At 55.0% G+C, this 17,103-nt stretch carries 22 protein-coding genes and 1 pseudogene; 11 read left to right on the top strand and 12 right to left on the bottom strand.

Annotated elements, in window-relative coordinates:
• Position 1 precedes the first annotated feature (1 nt).
• On the bottom strand, positions 2–871 hold the full coding sequence (gene motA, locus ACZ1HM_RS21035; RefSeq protein ID WP_472744522.1) for a flagellar motor stator protein MotA: 870 nt from the start codon (positions 869–871) through the stop codon (positions 2–4).
• 170 nt (positions 872–1,041) lie between these two features.
• On the opposite strand from motA, the gene ACZ1HM_RS21030 reads away from it, so the two are divergent.
• Positions 1,042–1,641: a flagellar motor protein gene (locus tag ACZ1HM_RS21030; protein ID WP_472744521.1), complete on the top strand. Its 600-nt coding sequence runs from the start codon at positions 1,042–1,044 to the stop codon at positions 1,639–1,641.
• 6 nt (positions 1,642–1,647) lie between these two features.
• On the opposite strand, the gene ACZ1HM_RS21025 is transcribed toward ACZ1HM_RS21030, so the two are convergent.
• Positions 1,648–2,907, bottom strand: a complete 1,260-nt coding sequence (locus tag ACZ1HM_RS21025; RefSeq protein WP_472744520.1) for a flagellar motor protein MotB — start codon at positions 2,905–2,907, stop codon at positions 1,648–1,650.
• Positions 2,908–3,050: 143 nt separating this feature from the next.
• Entirely contained in the window at positions 3,051–3,515 is a 465-nt protein-coding gene (locus tag ACZ1HM_RS21020) for a Ros/MucR family transcriptional regulator (protein ID WP_472744519.1), read from the bottom strand.
• A 145-nt stretch (positions 3,516–3,660) separates the two neighbouring features.
• Here ACZ1HM_RS21020 and ACZ1HM_RS21015 point away from each other — a divergent pair, with 145 nt between their 5' ends.
• The 6 genes from ACZ1HM_RS21015 (at position 3,661) to ACZ1HM_RS20990 (ending at position 7,641) form a co-directional block, all read left to right on the top strand.
• Entirely contained in the window at positions 3,661–3,807 is a 147-nt protein-coding gene (locus tag ACZ1HM_RS21015; protein WP_472744518.1) for a hypothetical protein, read from the top strand.
• A gap of 460 nt (positions 3,808–4,267) precedes the next feature.
• Positions 4,268–4,951: a winged helix-turn-helix domain-containing protein gene (locus ACZ1HM_RS21010; protein ID WP_472744517.1), complete on the top strand. Its 684-nt coding sequence runs from the start codon at positions 4,268–4,270 to the stop codon at positions 4,949–4,951.
• A gap of 363 nt (positions 4,952–5,314) precedes the next feature.
• A complete protein-coding gene (locus tag ACZ1HM_RS21005; RefSeq protein ID WP_472744516.1) occupies positions 5,315–5,755 on the top strand; it encodes a hypothetical protein in 441 nt (146 codons plus the stop codon).
• A 225-nt stretch (positions 5,756–5,980) separates the two neighbouring features.
• Complete coding sequence (locus ACZ1HM_RS21000) at positions 5,981–6,382, top strand: flagellar biosynthesis regulator FlaF (RefSeq protein ID WP_472744515.1); 402 nt, start codon at positions 5,981–5,983, stop codon at positions 6,380–6,382.
• Positions 6,383–6,387: 5 nt separating this feature from the next.
• Positions 6,388–6,807 (top strand): flagellar biosynthesis repressor FlbT, encoded by a 420-nt coding sequence (locus ACZ1HM_RS20995; RefSeq protein ID WP_472744514.1) that lies wholly within the window; start codon positions 6,388–6,390, stop codon positions 6,805–6,807.
• 9 nt (positions 6,808–6,816) lie between these two features.
• Positions 6,817–7,641 (top strand): DUF1217 domain-containing protein, encoded by an 825-nt coding sequence (locus ACZ1HM_RS20990; protein WP_472744513.1) that lies wholly within the window; start codon positions 6,817–6,819, stop codon positions 7,639–7,641.
• A 70-nt stretch (positions 7,642–7,711) separates the two neighbouring features.
• On the opposite strand, the gene ACZ1HM_RS20985 is transcribed toward ACZ1HM_RS20990, so the two are convergent.
• The 7 genes from ACZ1HM_RS20985 to ACZ1HM_RS20955 form a co-directional block, all read right to left on the bottom strand.
• Complete coding sequence (locus ACZ1HM_RS20985) at positions 7,712–7,846, bottom strand: hypothetical protein (protein ID WP_472744512.1); 135 nt, start codon at positions 7,844–7,846, stop codon at positions 7,712–7,714.
• 10 nt (positions 7,847–7,856) lie between these two features.
• Complete coding sequence (locus ACZ1HM_RS20980) at positions 7,857–8,744, bottom strand: flagellar motor switch protein FliG (protein WP_472744511.1); 888 nt, start codon at positions 8,742–8,744, stop codon at positions 7,857–7,859.
• Positions 8,745–8,822: 78 nt separating this feature from the next.
• Positions 8,823–9,623, bottom strand: a complete 801-nt coding sequence (gene fliP, locus ACZ1HM_RS20975) for a flagellar type III secretion system pore protein FliP (RefSeq protein ID WP_472744510.1) — start codon at positions 9,621–9,623, stop codon at positions 8,823–8,825.
• A gap of 12 nt (positions 9,624–9,635) precedes the next feature.
• Positions 9,636–9,992, bottom strand: coding sequence for a FliM/FliN family flagellar motor switch protein (locus ACZ1HM_RS20970; protein WP_472744509.1), 357 nt, complete (start codon positions 9,990–9,992; stop codon positions 9,636–9,638).
• Positions 9,993–10,077: 85 nt separating this feature from the next.
• Complete coding sequence (locus tag ACZ1HM_RS20965) at positions 10,078–10,647, bottom strand: FliH/SctL family protein (RefSeq protein WP_472744508.1); 570 nt, start codon at positions 10,645–10,647, stop codon at positions 10,078–10,080.
• Complete coding sequence (locus ACZ1HM_RS20960; protein ID WP_472744507.1) at positions 10,644–11,702, bottom strand: flagellar M-ring protein FliF C-terminal domain-containing protein; 1,059 nt, start codon at positions 11,700–11,702, stop codon at positions 10,644–10,646. Before ACZ1HM_RS20960 ends, ACZ1HM_RS20965 begins: the two co-directional genes overlap by 4 nt.
• A complete protein-coding gene (locus tag ACZ1HM_RS20955) occupies positions 11,642–12,373 on the bottom strand; it encodes a hypothetical protein (protein ID WP_472744506.1) in 732 nt (243 codons plus the stop codon). The genes ACZ1HM_RS20960 and ACZ1HM_RS20955 overlap by 61 nt, the downstream gene beginning before the upstream one ends.
• A 134-nt stretch (positions 12,374–12,507) precedes the next feature.
• On the opposite strand from ACZ1HM_RS20955, the gene ACZ1HM_RS20950 reads away from it, so the two are divergent.
• Genes ACZ1HM_RS20950 through ACZ1HM_RS20935 form a run of 4 tightly spaced genes read left to right on the top strand, consistent with a single transcriptional unit; the run spans position 12,508 to position 15,215 of the window.
• On the top strand, positions 12,508–13,236 hold the full coding sequence (locus ACZ1HM_RS20950) for a flagellar basal body-associated FliL family protein (protein WP_472744505.1): 729 nt from the start codon (positions 12,508–12,510) through the stop codon (positions 13,234–13,236).
• A 10-nt stretch (positions 13,237–13,246) separates the two neighbouring features.
• Complete coding sequence (locus ACZ1HM_RS20945; RefSeq protein ID WP_472744504.1) at positions 13,247–14,200, top strand: flagellar motor switch protein FliM; 954 nt, start codon at positions 13,247–13,249, stop codon at positions 14,198–14,200.
• Positions 14,181–14,552, top strand: a complete 372-nt coding sequence (locus ACZ1HM_RS20940) for a flagellar motor switch protein (protein WP_472744503.1) — start codon at positions 14,181–14,183, stop codon at positions 14,550–14,552. The genes ACZ1HM_RS20945 and ACZ1HM_RS20940 overlap by 20 nt, the downstream gene beginning before the upstream one ends.
• 3 nt (positions 14,553–14,555) lie before the next feature.
• The gene (locus tag ACZ1HM_RS20935; RefSeq protein ID WP_472744502.1) at positions 14,556–15,215 is read left to right on the top strand and encodes a MotE family protein; all 660 of its coding nucleotides are present in this window, start codon (positions 14,556–14,558) and stop codon (positions 15,213–15,215) included.
• 62 nt (positions 15,216–15,277) lie between these two features.
• On the opposite strand, the gene flhB is transcribed toward ACZ1HM_RS20935, so the two are convergent.
• Both flhB and ACZ1HM_RS20925 read right to left on the bottom strand, forming a co-directional pair.
• Positions 15,278–16,408 carry a flagellar biosynthesis protein FlhB gene (gene flhB / locus ACZ1HM_RS20930; protein ID WP_472744501.1) on the bottom strand — a complete coding sequence of 377 codons (1,131 nt, stop codon included), beginning with the start codon at positions 16,406–16,408 and terminating at the stop codon, positions 15,278–15,280.
• A 2-nt stretch (positions 16,409–16,410) separates the two neighbouring features.
• Positions 16,411–17,084: pseudogene (locus tag ACZ1HM_RS20925) on the bottom strand (flagellar biosynthetic protein FliR).
• Positions 17,085–17,103 lie beyond the last annotated feature (19 nt).

The following is a 17,103-nucleotide window of genomic DNA, read 5'->3' as shown; positions in this document are numbered from 1 at the left end:
CTTACGCCGCCTCTGGCATGTTCTGGCGAGCTTCTTCCATCTCGTAGAAGCTGGGCTGAAGCGACGTTGGGATGTTGCCGCGCCCGATTTCTGTGCAGATGGCAGGCGAATGGTTGTGCAGGATCGCGATAAAGATGTCGCGGATCACGTTGTAGTACATGCCGTCCTGCTCCTCGATCGCTTCAATGCGGTTGGCCAAGGGTGCCACAAAACAATAGGCAAGGAAAACCCCAAGGAAAGTACCAACAAGAGCGCCACCAATCATCTTACCCAAAACCTCTGGCGGTTTGTCGATAGAGGCCATGGTTTTGATCACGCCCAAAACCGCCGCAACAACCCCAATCGCGGGCAGAGCATCTGACACAGTGGTCAACCCGTGGGGCGCGGTCAGCGCCTCATGATGGTGCTTTTTCAGTTTGCGGTTGATAACGTCTTCTGCCTGATAAGGGTCATCAAACTGCAGCGCCAACATGCGGAAACTGTCCGTGATCAGATCCACCGCAAAGTGGTCTTTCTGCAGTTTCGGGTACTGCGAGAAGATCGCGCTTTCCTTTGGATTTTCAATATGTTCATCCAAAGACAACATGCCGTTTTGCTGATACATCTTGGCAAGGGTGTACATCAGATTTAGCAAATCAATGTAGTCCTGGCTTTTCCACTTGGGGCCTTTGAAGGCCTTGATCAACGCCTTGCCCGCGCCTTTCAAATTGCCAAGTGAGTTTGCTGCGATGAACGAGCCAATGGCCGCCCCGCCGATCATCATAGATTCGAACGGAAGGGCATACAAAATGATGTCCATCACGCCGCCCGCCAGCATATAGCCACCAAAGACCATGCCGAGGACGACAATAAATCCTAAGATTACTGTCATGTTATACCTGCTCTCTTATTTTTGCTCAGTATACCTCTTTTTCCTTATTTTCTGGAGCGATAGTTGGTTAAGCCAAGGTTAAATTGATCTTATCAAAGACAGTTGACACCCGAATCCAACACAGTACATGATTCAAGGAGTTGCCACCCTGATGACGGAGCTGCCCCCGGATGTCACAGACAGAGAGCACATTGGTCGTTTTGATTGACGCGGATGATGTCAAAGACGCGTTTTCGGCGTGGCCTGATGACATCTGTCTGGCGGTCTGTCTGCACCGCGACGGGGAATGCAGCATGATCGTGTTTCGCCGTGATGAACGCCCGCATATTCCTGGACGCCTGATACAGGTGTTGGATATCCCGCACGAAGACGTGTGTTTTGTGCCCAAGGTGCATGGCTATCCCACCAAACATTTCCTCTATTCAGATGAGCGTCGTCTGATGGCCTTGGTCGGGTCGGACCCTGCGGTTTTGGACGAAGCCATCGATTATGCGGTAAACTACACCTACGCCTTGGAAGAAGGGTTGGACCCGGCGGCTGTTTTGGGCTGGCCGCCGGCGGTGAACCCCAGGATCACGGCCGCCGCGGAACGTGTTGCGCGCCGCAGGCTGTCAGAAGCCGACACCCCAAATGCGCAAGAGCGGACCCGCTCAGGAGAGCTTGGCCCGCTTTTGCCTGACTTCTTGCGTCGCTCGGCCGAGCAGAGCCGCCGACCCAAGTTTGCCAGTGTACGTACATCCAAGTTGAGATTGCTGGCCAGCCAGCTCTAGGCGCGCTTAGCGCAGGGCGTTCCGAAGGTTTTGGAAGACCTCGTCATTCAGGGATTGAATTTTATCTCCTGAGTGGTCGGCCGCATGCTGGACGGTGTCGCTCATGTCTTGCGCCGGTTTTGGCTCTGTCGACATTTGTGGCTTCTCCGCCTTTTGCATTTGGTCCGGCTTGGCTTCTGCCTCTGGCGTTTCTGACCCAGCCTCTTGCACAGGCTTTTCCATCTTTTGCGGTGCATCTGTTTGATATTGCACCAGAATCGAAATGCGGCGGTTGGTCGGGTCTTTGGTATCTTCTGGCACCAGCGGATCGGTATCGGCCATGCCTGAGACACGGATGAAACGGCTGCGGTCGACACCTGCGGCTTCAAACGTGCGCCGCGTGGCGTTGGCCCGGTCGGTGGAAAGATCCCAGTTGTCGTACTTTGCGCTGTTGGCGAAAGGCACGGAATCTGTGTGACCTGACAAGACGATCTTGTTGGGCAATTCGGCCAAGGAGCCACCCAGTTCGCTCAGCAATTCTTGGGTTGGGCCCAGCATTTCGGCACGGCCGCTGCGGAACATTGGCTTGCCTTCCTGGTCGATGATCTGAATGTGCAGGCCTTCAGGGGTTTCTTCAAAGATGACATTCTGCTCAAGCGCATCTAGCTCAGGATTGTTCTGCATGGCTTGCATGATCTCTTCGCGAAGCTCTTGGAACTTCATGTCATCGACAGGATGCTCGGCCTTCGTTTCCGCCTCGCCAGTGGTCGCGCCTTCATTCTGCCCGCCATCGGCTTGCCCGGCACCGGCCCCTTGGGATTTGGACATTTGGCCATCTTGAGAATCGGCGTCCAACCCAGTCCCTTGATCTGCGGCGGCAGGGTTGTCATGTGCACCCTTGTTGGTTCCGATGACCTTTTCCTGTGGATCAGCCGTTGGCGTGGTATCGCGCACTTCCCATTTCGCGGGGGAAGGATCATCCACTTTGCCAAGTTCAGAACCGCGGGCCACAACACTACCGTTTGACGCCGACAATGTTCCGGGTGGGCCAAGCGTGGCCCCATCAAGAACGCCGCTGCCGCCAGGTTGGGTTGCACTGGTAAAGTATTCCGCAATGCCGCGAAGCTGTTGTTCGTCAGAGCTGGCAAGGATCCACATCAACAGGAAAAACGCCATCATCGCGGTCATAAAGTCCGCGTAGGCAACTTTCCAACCGCCGCCATGGTGGCCACCGCCTTCGACGATTTCCACCTTCTTAAAAATCTTTGGCTGTGCTGCCGCTGCCATTTGCTCTGCCTTAGTACGTCGAATTGTTCGATCGTGTAGGCGGAAGCGCTTCTGCAGCCCCGCGTTTGAGTGCAGATATGTCTGTTAATGATGTGTTAACGAGGACCAAACTGTGTCAATTTGGCGGCAGCCCCTCTGCCCCCTTATGCAGAGGGCAGTACATTCTCCTCAGGCATGTCGTCACGGGCATATTTGCCAAGGCCAATGCGCTTGGCATGCTCCGCTTTGCGCAGCGAATAGTTCGGTGCGACCAATGGATGATCTTCTGACAATCCAAACCGGGCGCGATAATCGTCCTCGGTCAGCCCGTGTTCCGCTTTCAAATGCCGTTTCAGCATTGTGAATGACTTGCCACAGCACAAGCATGTGACCAGATCATCCGAGACGGATTGTTCAATTGCAACGGCTGGTTTTGACCAACGTGTGTCCGTGTTCGCCGTTTGTTGCGGGGCCACTGTGATACCAGAGGGTTTGGCGAATGCGTTTGGCAAACGCTGTGCCAGTTCTAGCACCTCTTCTACTGTGGCCTGCTCTCTCCCTGCAAAACTTGCTACAATTTTTACAACCGCTTCAGATACGCTGAGCGCTTTTGTTTCGTTGATGTTCACTTGTAATACCTCTCGCTCCTCCGCGTCTCCCGCACGAAATCGCAGTCCTGTCCGACGACGAATGTATTTGCTTTACGTTCACACAAGTCAAGGAAAGGTTGAGAATAGACGTCTCATTTTCATCATTTTCAACCATGAGTTAGGAATGTTAACCTTATTACGCGAATTATGTCTTTCAGCTGCAAGAACAGCTTTGAAAATCCAAACATACCGGCAAGAAATTGCGGAAGATTTGGATGCCAACGGCGCGGATTTGCCGAAGGTGCTCGCGTTAGTGCAGGCGGTTGTGTGAGCGTTCTGCTTGCAGAGGGTGACGCGCAGGAATGGCCGGGCCCAATCGAAGGTCGGCGTGCATAAATATGTCCAACACACTAACAAGCGTTTGATGAACAAGGGTATCTTCCTGCGTTACCCTGATTAAGGTCTTCACCCTATGCGCCGCTTCAGTGGCTGTCAGACGTTTTGCTTTCAATGCGCTGGCGTGCGTCATGTTCTGTACCTTTCGCAAGGTGCACACGATGGCTTCTGCGCTCGTACAATTAATCATGTAGGGAACAAGGTTAAGCGAGGGTGAATTTTGTGATTTTCCCTTCAAGCCTATGCTCATGTGTAACTAGTTACGCCACGATAGTTACGAAAATCGGTTGAAACTGGTTGTCTTAGGCGGCTTGGCATAGTTCAATAGTAATGAACATAATAAGTAACTGCGTGAATGAGTCCCTTTGCTGAATGCATTAGCAAGTGAGCCGGCTATGTCCTATCTTTTGGTGTCTAAGAGTGCGGAGCTCTCACATTCGCTGAACTACTTGTTCTTGATTATCCTCAAGCAGGATTTCACAGTCGTTCAGGAATTTGCTCAGGTTGATTTCAAAAGCGGTCGTCGGCGGAAGTTTGACGCTGTTTTTGTCCATTTATCTGAGGATAATGAGGGTGCTCTGGATGGAATCCAGGCTCTGTCTCAGATGCCTGGTCATCCGGTGATCATCGCGTTGCGCGATCAAAACACCGATGCGGGGGCCAATGCCTTCTTGGCCGGTGCTGATGATGTGGTCGAATGGCCCTGCCCCATGCGGGAGCTTGCCGCGCGTGTAAGCATTCGTTTGGGTCATACACTTAACGGTACAATGTTCTCCAGCCCGGACGTGAAATGGGAAACTGAGGCCTATATCGCAGAGCGGGCCAAGCTGACCGCGGCAGAAGCACAAGTGATGAGAGTGCTTTGCAGCCACCCGGGTCAGATTGTGACGCGGGATGACCTCAGCTATGCCGTTGACGCGCGGCCCTGGGAATACGGCGACCGCAAGTTTGACGTGCACGTCGCCAAGATCCGCAAAAAGCTTTCCACGGCCTTTGGGACTAAAATGTCGGTGTCTACCGTGCGTTCAGAAGGCTACCGGCTGTCGACCGAATGGTCAGGCAGCTTCTTGCGGTTCTAACCAACTCTCCTACTAAATGTTCTACTGATTCGGGCAACATGCAACCCTGGATTGCATCTGCAACATCGTCTTGTTTCGAGCAAATATAGAAATGTAAACGTTTAAATCCGACCGAAGATACCTCAACTTGTGTCAGTTGGCATAAATTGGCCTGAAACATACTTTAGCTACCACATCTAGGACTCTCTAAAGTAAGGAAAATTCCCGGAATGAGCGAAGCGCTGACGCTCTTTAGCGTCATTAACGCGGGGTTAAAGTACGGTAAAATATAAGAAAAATAAGCTGAATTAGTTAACAAAAGGGGGGTTCAATAAGTGTTAACGTTGGCCTAACTTCAAGTTGAGGACCTGGAGGGTTTGGCACATGACGCAGAAGCTGTTGGAGCACATTTGGAGCGATAATTTCGAGGTGAGAGATGCGAGCGAAATTTCGCTGGTCGCTCGGATCCTCAAGCCCATCCTCGCTGCGCCTATCCTATGCTGCACCTCAGAGATGTTCCCCACCTCGCGGACCGCGATCGCGACATATGCTGGCACGGAAGTCATGCCAGGTGCCACGCTCGCGGATGTTCTGTTCGAAGAACACGGGATCGAAACGTCAGACGAAACCATCATCTATATTGAGCCGGTTGAGCTGGGCAGTGGGCCCGCCCCATCTTCAGAGGAAATGGGCTGGATCATTGGTCAGGTCTTGTTGAATCTGGTGCGGCCAGACGCGGAAATCAGCGCAGATGCGACGCCGACCATGCCCACCGGCCAACAACTGTATGTGCCGCGCATCGCGACGGATGCACTGGTTCAGTAACCACGCACACATTTTTAACTGAAGCGGCGGCCAATGGCCGCCTTTTCTGTATCTGGTGTCTGTTGTGAATTCAGCCACAAGAGCTGTGACATCTCTGCCATGGTTAAACTGCTGGATTGGTTAAATACCTCTTTATTCAGCAAATATTCATCAACATTAAATTCGTCTTAACTCTCACACGCTAAAGTTATCCTTGAGGCAGATAAAAAATAAAAGGTGACGAGAATGAGCGTAGCCGCGTACAAGCGGACGATCTCGCACACGGAAGCGCCGCGCCAGATTGAGCGACGCATCCTTGCGCAGGTAACGTCAGAATTAGAGCAGTACTATGAGGCCTTCGACCGGTCGGACCGGCGGATGGATCGTTTGCAGCTTTTGGCCGACGGATTGCGTCATACGTTGTGGAAAAACCAGATGGTCTGGATGACCTTCAAGGTCGATCTGCTGGAACGTGACAACGCACTTCATCCAAACTTGCGGGCGTCTTTGGTTTCCCTGGCCGTCTGGGTGGAGAAACACACGCAAAGCGTGATGGCTGGCGGAAAGAACGTCAAACCCCTGATCGATATCAACCGAAGCATCATTGATGGCCTTTCTGGCCGTAGTTTTGACACAGCAGCGGAGTAAGAAGAATGCCACTAAGACTGACCCTGAAACCGAATGAGCGCATTTTGATCAACGGCTGTGTTGTCCGAAACTCTGACCGTCGGCAAATGCTGACGATAGAAACGCACGCGGACATCGTGCGGGAGGTTGACCTGTTGAAAGAGAATGAGGCCCGTACGCCGGTCAAAGAAGTTTACTTCTTTATCCAGGCCGCGTTGCTGGATCCTGACAAGCGGTCAAAGCTGGTGCCGATCGTACAACGTAAACTGGGCAAGCTGGTGCCAGTTTTTCACGATGATGTCGCGCAGCACATCTTTGAGGCGGCGAATTTTGTTTCTCAGGCGGACTTTTACAAGGCGATGCGCGCACTGAAGCCGCTGATGGATTATGAGGCGCGCCTCTTTGACATGATCAACGCCAAGACAGCTGCGACAGCGGCGGAATAGGATACTGACATGATCAGCATCAATGGATTGCCATCACAAACAGCGCTGCGTCTGATCGATTCAACGCGGGATCGGCAGATTGAATTGATGCAGAATGATCCGGTGAACAAACGCGGCGAAGAAGCGTTCCGTGAGCGGATTGCCAACATCAGCACGCCCGAAGAATTTGTTGCCGATTTCGAAGTCTACAGTTTTGTCATGAAGGCCTTTGACCTCGAAGATCAGATTTTCGGCAAAGGCATGATCCGCAAGATCCTTGAGAGCGATCCCGAAGATGCGACATCGCTGCTGAACAGGTTGACTGACTCGCGGTTCCGGGAGCTACATCTTTCGCTTGGTTTCACGACAGCTGAAGGGCCACAGACCCCTGATTTTACAGGTGAGGCGTTCAAGGATGCTGTCGTGGACCGGTTCTATAACCGCCAGTTGATTAACGATAACGATGCGCAGAACAGTACCGTTGGCACCGTGCTTGAGTTCCGCGACGCTGCAGATGACCTTGATAGCTGGTTTGAAGTTCTGCAAGACGAGAAGCTTACGAACTTCTTCCAAGTGGCCTTGGGTCTGCCCAGTCAAATCTCATCGCTGGATTTGGACAAACAAAGAGAGCTTTTTGAAGAAAAGTTCGATCTGGCTGATCTGGCAGACCCAAGCGAGCGTGAGCGTCTGATCAGCAGATATATGGCCATATCGGATGTTACGAACCCGCAATCCTTCACGTCGAATGATGTGGCGGTCAGCATCCTGCAATCGGCCAGCTTTGGGTCGCAATTCGTGCCGATTACGTTGAACGTATCGACCGTGAACTTTTCCGCGATCCAGCTTTATCGCTAGAACATCGGTTACAGCGCTGGCGTGGTGTCCGAGCCTAATTTAGGGGAACCCCGGACGTGCGCCGACGCGTTTAGTCAGGCATTTCATCCATCATGTCTTCGCCAGTTTCCGGCATTTCAACTGTACCATCAGCCATCAAACGCATGGCTGCCTCAACCAATTGCGCTTGGGCGTCTTTCACATCGCGTGCCTTAACCGGCCCCATCTGAGACATCTCATCCTGCAGCATCCCACGCGAACGCGCGGGCAAGGAGCCAGGCGAAGTGCTCTCGCACTTCTTTCTTGGCCCCACGCAGCGCCAGGGGCAGTGTGTTGCCTGTCACTTCGCGCATGATCTTGCCCAGCTGGTTTTCTGGGAACTTCATCATATCGTCAAAGACGAACATCTGCTGCTGAATGGTCTTGAAACGGTCCGGCTGTCGCTTTTCCAGATCTCTGGAAATCGTGCTGAACAGCTCCTCATCCAGCTTGTTGAAGATTGACACCAACTGCCCCTGAATGCGCGCCTCACCACTACGTCCGGCCTTGGCCAGCACATCCTCTCTTAGGGTGTTTTCGATGCTTTGGATCGTATCATTGGGCAGATTATCCATCTGCATGATCCGCTCAATGATATCCGGTGCACGGTCCGCGCCCAGCATCGGCAGGACCTTTGCAGCGGTTTCCGCCTTGATCCGGGTCAGGATGACGGCAACGGTTTGATTGTGCTCGCGGCGCAGGAACTCTACCAGCTGCTTTTCATCCAGCTCTGAAAGATCTTTCCAGACGTTTCCTACGGTGTTGCCATCAATCTCTGACAAGATCTCTGTCACGCGCTCTTCGGGCAGGAATTCTTTCAGCAGCCCGCGGGCCGCTTCAATTGAGCCGACAACGCTGCCTTCGTGGGTGATCTTTTCGTCAAACTCCTCAAGGATCTCTTCGACGATCGTGGCATCAATTTCGCCCATGGTGGAAATCGCCATGGTGATTTGCCTGATTTCGGCCACATCAAGCTGCTGCATCAGCGCGCCGCCGCGTTCTTCTCCCAAGCACAGGAACAGGATCGCAGACTTCTGCGCGCCCGACATCCGCCGGTGTTTTCGGAAGGGGACAAACTGGTTCACTGCTTCGATTATCCTTGTTGGGACAAGGATAATTCATCACTGGCTTGATGAACATCACTTTTTGCAAGGATTGTACGATTATCCGCCCAGATATGAGGCTATCAGCGATCCGGCCAGCATGTACCACCCATCAATCAGCACGAAAAAGATCACTTTGAAGGGCAAAGAGACAAGGACAGGTGGCAACATCATCATCCCCGCGCTCATCAGGACCGAGGCCACGATGAGGTCAATGGCGATGAAAGGCAGGTAGATCAGAAATCCAATGGTAAAAGCGGCCCGCAGTTCTGAGATCATGAAGGCCGGCACAAGCGTGCGCCAGCTTGGCGTGGCATCAGGGCCATCGGCCGGCGCAGGGGCCTCTCCTGCGATGTCCTGGAACAGCATCAGGTCCTTTTCGCGGGTGTTGACGATCATGAACTCGCGAAACGGTTCTGCAATCGCCATCATTGCTTGTTCTTCTGTGATGGCGTTGGCCAGCAGGGGGCGAATGCCGCCTTCCCAGGAATCCTCAAACACCGGTTGCATGACAAAGAACGTCATAAAGAGCGCCATGGCGTTCAGCACGATGTTTGGCGGCGTCTGGTTCAGGCCAAGCGCCAGACGCAGCATCGAAAACACGATCACAAACCGGGTAAAACTGGTCATTACAACCAAAAGCCCCGGTGCGACGCTAAGCGCCGTCAGGACCGCAAAGAGTTGGATTAACCGCCCTGAAAGGCTCGCTCCTTCGTCGCTGCCGGGGGGCACGTCGCCGAATTGCGCAGACAGATCCCTGATCAGGCTGCCAAACTCGGTTTCTTGGGCTGCGGCACCACCGCTTAAGGCCAGCACGGCAAAACCTGCCGCGATCGCGAGTCTAAGCGCAAAGGGGTGCATCGCGCCCGCATCTTAGGCTTCGGTCACAAAATCTTTGACGATTTCCCGCAGCGCCACGCCCAGCATGTCGCCTTTGACCTTCACCAGATCACCGCGCGCGACAATGCGGTCATTGATCATCAGATCGACGGGTTCGCCCACACGACGGTCTAGTTCGATGACGGAGCCTTTGGTCAGGTTCAACAGCTCGGAGATTGGCATTTTTGACCGGCCCAGCACCACCCGTACGTCAAGCTTGACCCCAAGAATGGCATCCAGGCTTTTGCCATCTGCAGCAGCAGCTGCGTTGGCCTCGGCCACGCCTGATCCGTCGTCTACGATAGGGGCTTCAACACTTTCTTCGGTCACTTCTGCTTCGTTATCTGACATTTATTCAGCTTCCTTAGGAGGTTGATCATAGTCTTCTGCTGCTTTTGACAGCGCCTGCAAAACCGCAAGGCACGCGGCATGCATGTCATATTCCAGTGCGTCCGCCCTTCCATTTGACGGTTGCAGCACCAGGGTTCATGTCGGCTGCGGGGACCAATTCAATGTTGGCTTGACCCTCGGGCGCGGACAACCATTGCGGCGGATCGGCTTGCAGCTTTTCGACAATCGCCGGGCTGGCCTTGATCGCCAGCACTGGATCGGTGCGCGCCTGTTCTATGCTTTCACGGATGCGGGCAATGGCCAGGTCAGGGCCGTAGGTCTCAAGCAGCTCAGGCACCAGCCGTTCGGCAATGCCTGAAAATAGTTCAACAATGTCGCGTTCCATTTGGTGCGCCATGTCGGCATCTGCGGCGGACAGGCGCGACAATTCGGTTTGAATGGCAGCTTGGGTCGTGCTGATCCGGTCCGCTTCGTGTGCGTCCGCTTCGGTCTGCGCCTCTTGGCGGCCAATGCGGCGGCCTGCGTCAAAGCCTTCCTGGCGCGCTGTTTCCAACCGTTCGTTCAGATCCGCATCAGGGTCAGGCGCGTCTTGGGCGTTTTCCTGCGGATCGTCCACTGGCGATGCATCAAAGTTGCGCGCAAAGAGGTTGATCATGCGTCTGCCTCAGCCATCAGCCAAGACCGTAACACCCGCAACACGTCATCAGGGTTTTCGTCAGCCAACTGCTGAATGCGGTCGATCTTTTTCTTGCGTAGATTGCCGCGAATGCCCTGTTTGGTCACGAATTCCGGCTGCTCTTCGTCCTCATATTCAGGGTCGAGCAGGCTGCCGGGGGCGGCACCTGCAACGGGGCGGCTAGCGGGGACATAGTCCGGCATGGTGCCATCAGGCAGCGGCGTCGGGGCCATGCCAGCGACGGCTGGGTTGGCGTCATTTTGCAACGCAGGCTGTTCGTTGTCGCCCTCTAGCACAGGCGCTTCGCCGTCTTCGGGGGCGGCCAGTTTGGCGGGGTCATCCAGTTTGCGCAGCATCGGGCGCACGCCCAGGATCAAGATCATGGCGACCAGCGCCAGACCCAGCAAACCTTGCAGAACGCTTACGATGTTTTCGCTGATCCGGTCCATCAGCGTCAGCTCAACCGGTTCACCCAGATCCATTGAGTAATCCATAAACCGCATGCTATCGACTGAAACGGAATCTCCGCGCCGTTCTTCAAAGCCAACGGCGGATTTGACCAGCTGCTCTAGCCGCGCCAGTTCCTCAGGTGTGCGTTCGGTATATTCGACCGTGTCGTCTTCGACGTTGTAGATGCCGTTGACCAAGACGGCGACCGTCATGCGGCGCACTTCACCGGCTTCGCGCACGATCTCGCGGCGGGTGTTGCCGATCTCATATTGAACGGTTTCTTCGGCCTCTGAACGGCTAGAGGTTGTCCCGCCGCCTTCGCCATCGGCCAGCGCGGCAGGGATGTTGTTTTCCACGCCTACGTTGCCGCCGCCTTCGTTGCCGGATTGGCTCTCGGAATTTGTTTCCGTTGAACGCACAACCTGCTGATCGGGATCAAAGCTCTGCTCAACGATGACTTCCCGTTGGGTGGTCAGATCCACATTGACGCGGACGCGGGCGTTGCCAGCGCCCACGCGGGCGGTCAGGATGTTTTCGATTTCCTGGGCAAGCCGATCTTCGATGTTGGATTTGGCGGATGCCATGCCCGCTTGGCCCTTGCCGTCCCCCCTTCGGAGAGAATGGTTTCACCGTTAGCTGACAGCACGGTGACACGCGCCACATCCAGTTCTGCCACGGCGGAGGCCACCAAGGTCCGCACGGCGATGGCCTGCTTGCGGTTAACCGCGCGCCCTTGCTCAGGGCGCACAATTATGGACGCCCGCGGTGCAGGCGCTTCGCGTGAGAACGGCTCACGATCCGGCAGCACAAGGTGCACGCGGGCAGTTGAAATGCCGTCCAGCGTTTGAATGGAGCGGGCCAGCTCGCCTTCCATTGCGCGGGTGCGGTTGATCTTCTGCAAGAAGGAGTTCATCGCGATGCCGCTTTGCTCGTCAAACAGCTCCCAACCGGGATCGCCGTCGATGGAGACGCCACTTTCGGCCAGAACCATCCGGGCACGCGCGCTGTCAGAGCGGGGGACAGAGACGGATGACCCATCTTCTGAGATGGCAACGTCAAAGCCCGCGTTTGCCAGCGTTGCCTCAATCGCGTTGGCCGATGTGACCGAGAGGTTGGAGTAGATCGGCGCGTAATCAGGGCGCGTGATCGCCCCAAATCCCATGAGGAGCGTTAACAAAATCCCGACGGCCGTTGCGCCAAGAATTGCCAGACGCCGCTGCCCTAATGATGCAAGATTTTCGAATAATCCTTGCATGGAAAACTCCGTCCATTGCTTTATCCATTGTAAATCATTAAAGTCAGGTTAAAGGCAAGTATAAAGCGAAGTATAAACTTGCAAATAACCTGAATAATGCCGATTATTCTTGTTGAGCAGGCAAAGAGGCATTCATGGCGAAAAAGCCAAAGGAAAAGGCACCCGAGCCCCCCGCCGACACCGAAGAAGGTGCCGTCGAAAAGCCGCGTGGTTCCAAGAAAATGCTGATGGCTGCGGCGGCCATGTGCCTGCTGTCGCTCAGCGGTGGCTTCTTCCTTGCGCGCATGGCTTATGTCCAGGATGCCGAAGCCTATGAGCCTGATTACAAGGCAGAGGAAGAGGGCGAAGCGAAAGAAGGCGATGACTATGCCGACAAGGACGGCGACGGCAAGGACAAGGGCAAGGACAAAGACAAGACCAAGCTGCGCGAAGACATCACAGACCCATTGGCCAAAGATGGCCACGACGCTGAAAAGGCGACGGCCCTTCAGGAAAAGGACAAGGGCAAAGACGGCAAGGATGGCAAAACCGAAGAGGTCATGGATACGGGCCTGCTCGATTTTGGTGAGATCCTGACCAACATTAAGGGTTTTGACACCCAAGGGCGGCCAACGACTGCGTTTTTGAAGGTGCATCTGATGGTGGCATACCGGCCAGACACCGGGGCCGGCCAAATCATGCAGGACCGCCAGCCGTTTATGCGTGATCTGTTTAACGGGTATCTGCGCGGTATTTCTGTCGCTGATGTGCGCGGCATGGCGGGGATCATGTACATCAAGGCAGAGCTTTTAAAGCGCGCCCGTGCCGCTGTGGGCAGTGACCTGCCCCAAGAAATTCTAATCCGCGATCTGATTGTGCAATAGGGGGATTGGCATGAACGATATCGCATCTCCTCCGACACCTGATGGCGAAGGCACGCATCTGATAGATGAGATCATTCATCTTTCCGATTTCACTTTCGACCGTCTGCCGATGCTCGATATTATCGGGGGGCGGTTGGTTGAAAACCTGTCGATGGCCTTTCCCGATCTGACGGGTGCTATGTGCGAAACGGATTTGCTGGCGCTGGACTATATCCCGCTGGAGCAGATCATCGAAGGTCTGCCATCGCCCGTTTTCCTTGCTGTTGGGACAGGCAAACCATTCGATGGTGAAGTGCTTCTGGCCATAGATCACACGCTGCTGTTGACCTCTGTTGAGTTGATGCTGGGCGGGACGGCGAACGAAATTGCAGCCGAAGCGCCATCTGGCTTTACCGCGATTGAGCTGGGCTTTGGTGAACGGCTTGCGGCAGCGATTTTGGCAGAGCTGCAGCTGGCGCTTTCAGTGGTTGGTGCTGCCGAGCTTGAGCTGGACCGGGTGGATACCGACCCTGATGGGGCCGCCGTGGCCAAGGGCGCCAGCCTTTGTGCGCGGCTCAAGCTTTCATTGGCTATGTCCGGCCATGTGGGTGCCTTGGACGTGATCATTCCCTACGACGCGCTTGAAACGATCCGGCCTGACCTGAGCAAGATCTATTTCGGCGACCGTGGAGAAGACCAGAGCACCTGGCAAGAACTGATCAGCGGCCAGATTGAGCGCGCGCATATGGAGCTGGAAGTGGTTCTGGCCGAGGAAGCGATATCACTCAAACGTCTGACCAGTTGGAAACCGGGTGATGTGATCGACTTTGGGATTGAGGACGGCGAGGTCGCGACCATGACCTGTGCAGATACGCCCATGTTCAAAGTGACTTTGGGTCACAAGAACAACGGCTTTGTCGCCGCCCAGATCACCGAAGAAATCAAAATAGAAGAGGAGCAGGAAAGTGTTGGCAGCGATAATTGACGGGGTGATCATTCTGCTTCTGATCGGAAGCATTTCTTACGGCTACATGGTGTCGCGCAAGGTGCGCGTGCTGATGGCCACACTGAAAGACCTGGAACCGTTGGTGGAAGAGTTTTCAACGGCGGTTGATAAATCCGAATATTCCGTGGCCCGGATGCGGGAAAATCTGGCCGAGGCAGAACGCCAGCCAGAGCCTGCGCCAGCCTGGCAGCCGCAAGCACCCGAAGAAACGGCGTTCAGCAGCCGCCGGGGGGCCGCACCGGCGCAGGAAATGCCGGGCCGCCGCGTCGTGCGCGACAAGAAAGACCTGGTGCGCGCGTTCTTTGAAACCTCAGGTGCTGCAAGGGTGTAGGCGATGTGGAAACTGGTCAACGGGAAGCTGATTTTGGGGGGCCTTGGCCTGACCCTTTTTGCGAAGGCGGCGCTGTCGTTCCCTGAGCTGCCAATGTTCAATGACACCGTGGCACCAGATAACCCTGTCGCGCTGCAGGCCGCCGCAGAGGATAAGAAATCTGACGGGCCTGCACCTGCCACTGATATCCCGCCATTGGTCGAAGACCTGCCCGAAAAGATTGCGGCCCTAGGGGTGCCCGAAGAAGTGCTGCAATCGCTCATGCGGGAACGCGAGCTGGTGGAGCAGCAAAAACAAGACATCGAGGTGCGCAAAACCGAAGTGGCGCTGGCGCTTGAGCGGTTGGAAGAAGAAAAGATGTCTCTGACCGAACTCAAGGTCTCCATTGAGGATCTGTTGGCCCGGGTTGAGGCTGCAAAGACGGACGATTTGAACCGGCTGATTGAGTTCTACAAGAACATGAAACCTGCAGATGCAGCGCGGATCATGGATGACCTTGATATCGAAACCACCGTGATGGTGCTGGGTGAGATGAACCCGCGCACCGCCGCACCGATCCTTGCAAAGGTATCCCCTGTGCGGGCGCGTGCGGTGTCCAAGATTATTCTGGAACGCTCACAGCTACCTGGTGATCAGGATCTCAATGGCATCCGCCTGAAGTAGGGTGCCATCCCCAACCAGTTTTGCCGGTTAACCACCCAAGCGGCGCTCATGTTCACCAGCGCCTAGTGAACCGTTGTGCGCAGTGTTGATCCTGCGGGTGCTTTGCGGTCGATGTTCTTTTTCAGATCAAACACAAAGCTGATGATCTCAGCGACAACTTCCCAATGCTGCACGGGGACAACCTGATCAATCTCAACAGTGTCATAGAGCAGCCGGGCAAGTGGCTTGTTCTCAACAATTGGGATGTCGTGTTCAAAGCCGATCTCGCGAATGCGCAGCGCCACCAGATCGGCGCCCTTGGCGATGCAAACCGGCGCGTCATCCTCATCTGGATTGTATTTTAGCGCGACGGAGAAATGTGTGGGGTTGGTCAGGATCACGTCAGCGATTGGCACCACTGACACCGTTCGCTGCTGCGACAGCTCGCGCCGCCGTTGCGCACGCTTCTGGCGGATCTCGGGCGAGCCTTCGCTCTCTTTCATTTCGTCTTTTAGGTCTTTCTGGCTCATCCGCAGCTTTTTGCGCCACTCAAACCGGCGCCACAGGATGTCAGCGATGGCGATGGGCACCAGCAGAATGGCCGCCGCCATCAGCAGCTTCTGAGAGGCTGCAACCAAGTAGCCAGGCAGAAATTCGGGCAGGAACCCGGCGGTCAGCCAAATCTCATTCACCGCTTCATAGGTGATCCAGACGGCCAAGGTGCCGATGGCAAACACTTTGATGATGCTTTTGACAAACTCCACCAGTGAATTGGCAGAGAACAAGCGTTTCAGCCCCTCCAGCGGAGAGATCTTGGACATCTTGGGCTTGATCCGTTCCAGGGCGACAACCGTCTCCCCCTGGATCACGGCCCCAATCGCGCCGCCCAACAAAAGAATGCCAAACAAGGGGGCCAGCCCAATCACCAGGTTTGTCGCAAACTCCGTTGTGATCTGGCCCAGCCGGACAAGGCCGGGCGTTCCGGTTGCAACGTTTAGCGACCCGGCGTGCCCGATCAGGCTGCTTAGGGCTTCGACAACGCGTGGTGTCTGAAAGGGCAGAACAAAGGCGATGATGCCCAACAGCGCCATGACAACCACCATATTGCCGGTTTCACGGGAACTGGGAACATCGCCTTTCTTGCGGGCGTCGGCCAGACGCTTTGGCGTCGGGTCTAAGGATTTTTCTGTGGCGTCGTCGTTATTCTCGGCCATCTCTAAAACCTAAATCCAACAAGCCATTCTTGGAACTTCATGATGAAGTAATCCAGGATCGCGGGCATCGACACCGCCAGGATCAGCAGGCCTGCAGCGATGAGCAATGAAGCGGCCACAAAGAACACCGGCAGCTGGGGCATCATCCGGTTTGCCAGGCCCATCCCCAGGTTCAGCACCACGCCCATCACAAAGAAAGGCACAGCAATCGCCGTGCCGATATACAGGCTTTGCCCCCCGCTTTCAGGATCTGGTTTGACATGTCTTGCAGCATAATTTCGCCAGGCGGGAACAGCGTATAGCTCGACATCAGGGCGCGCAGGATGATGTGGTGGGTGTCGGTGATGAAGATCATTGTGACAGCCGAAATTAGCATCAGGGTTGCAACCATTGTCGCCCCTTCAAACGAGCCAAAGGAGGGGCCGAAGGCATTGGCAAGTCCGGCCACCTGACCCACCTGAAAGCCTGCGAATTGCAACGCAGACAGAATGATACGGGCGCAAAGGCCAATCCAAAGCCCGATGGTGACCTCTTTGGCAAAGAGCAGAGCCACTTCGACAGGATCACTGGGCATTACGGCCTGAATTGGCGTGGCAGGCAGCAAGGCCGCGCACATCACCAAGGCAAAGGAAAGACGCGCACGCACCGGGATCTGAACCTCACCAAAGGAGGGCATGAAGATCAGGGCAGAGCCC

Source organism: Sulfitobacter sp. GN1-4 (assembly GCF_055693825.1).
The sequence above is the reverse complement of the archived record's forward strand: the minus strand, read 5'-3'. Positions and strand labels throughout refer to the sequence as shown.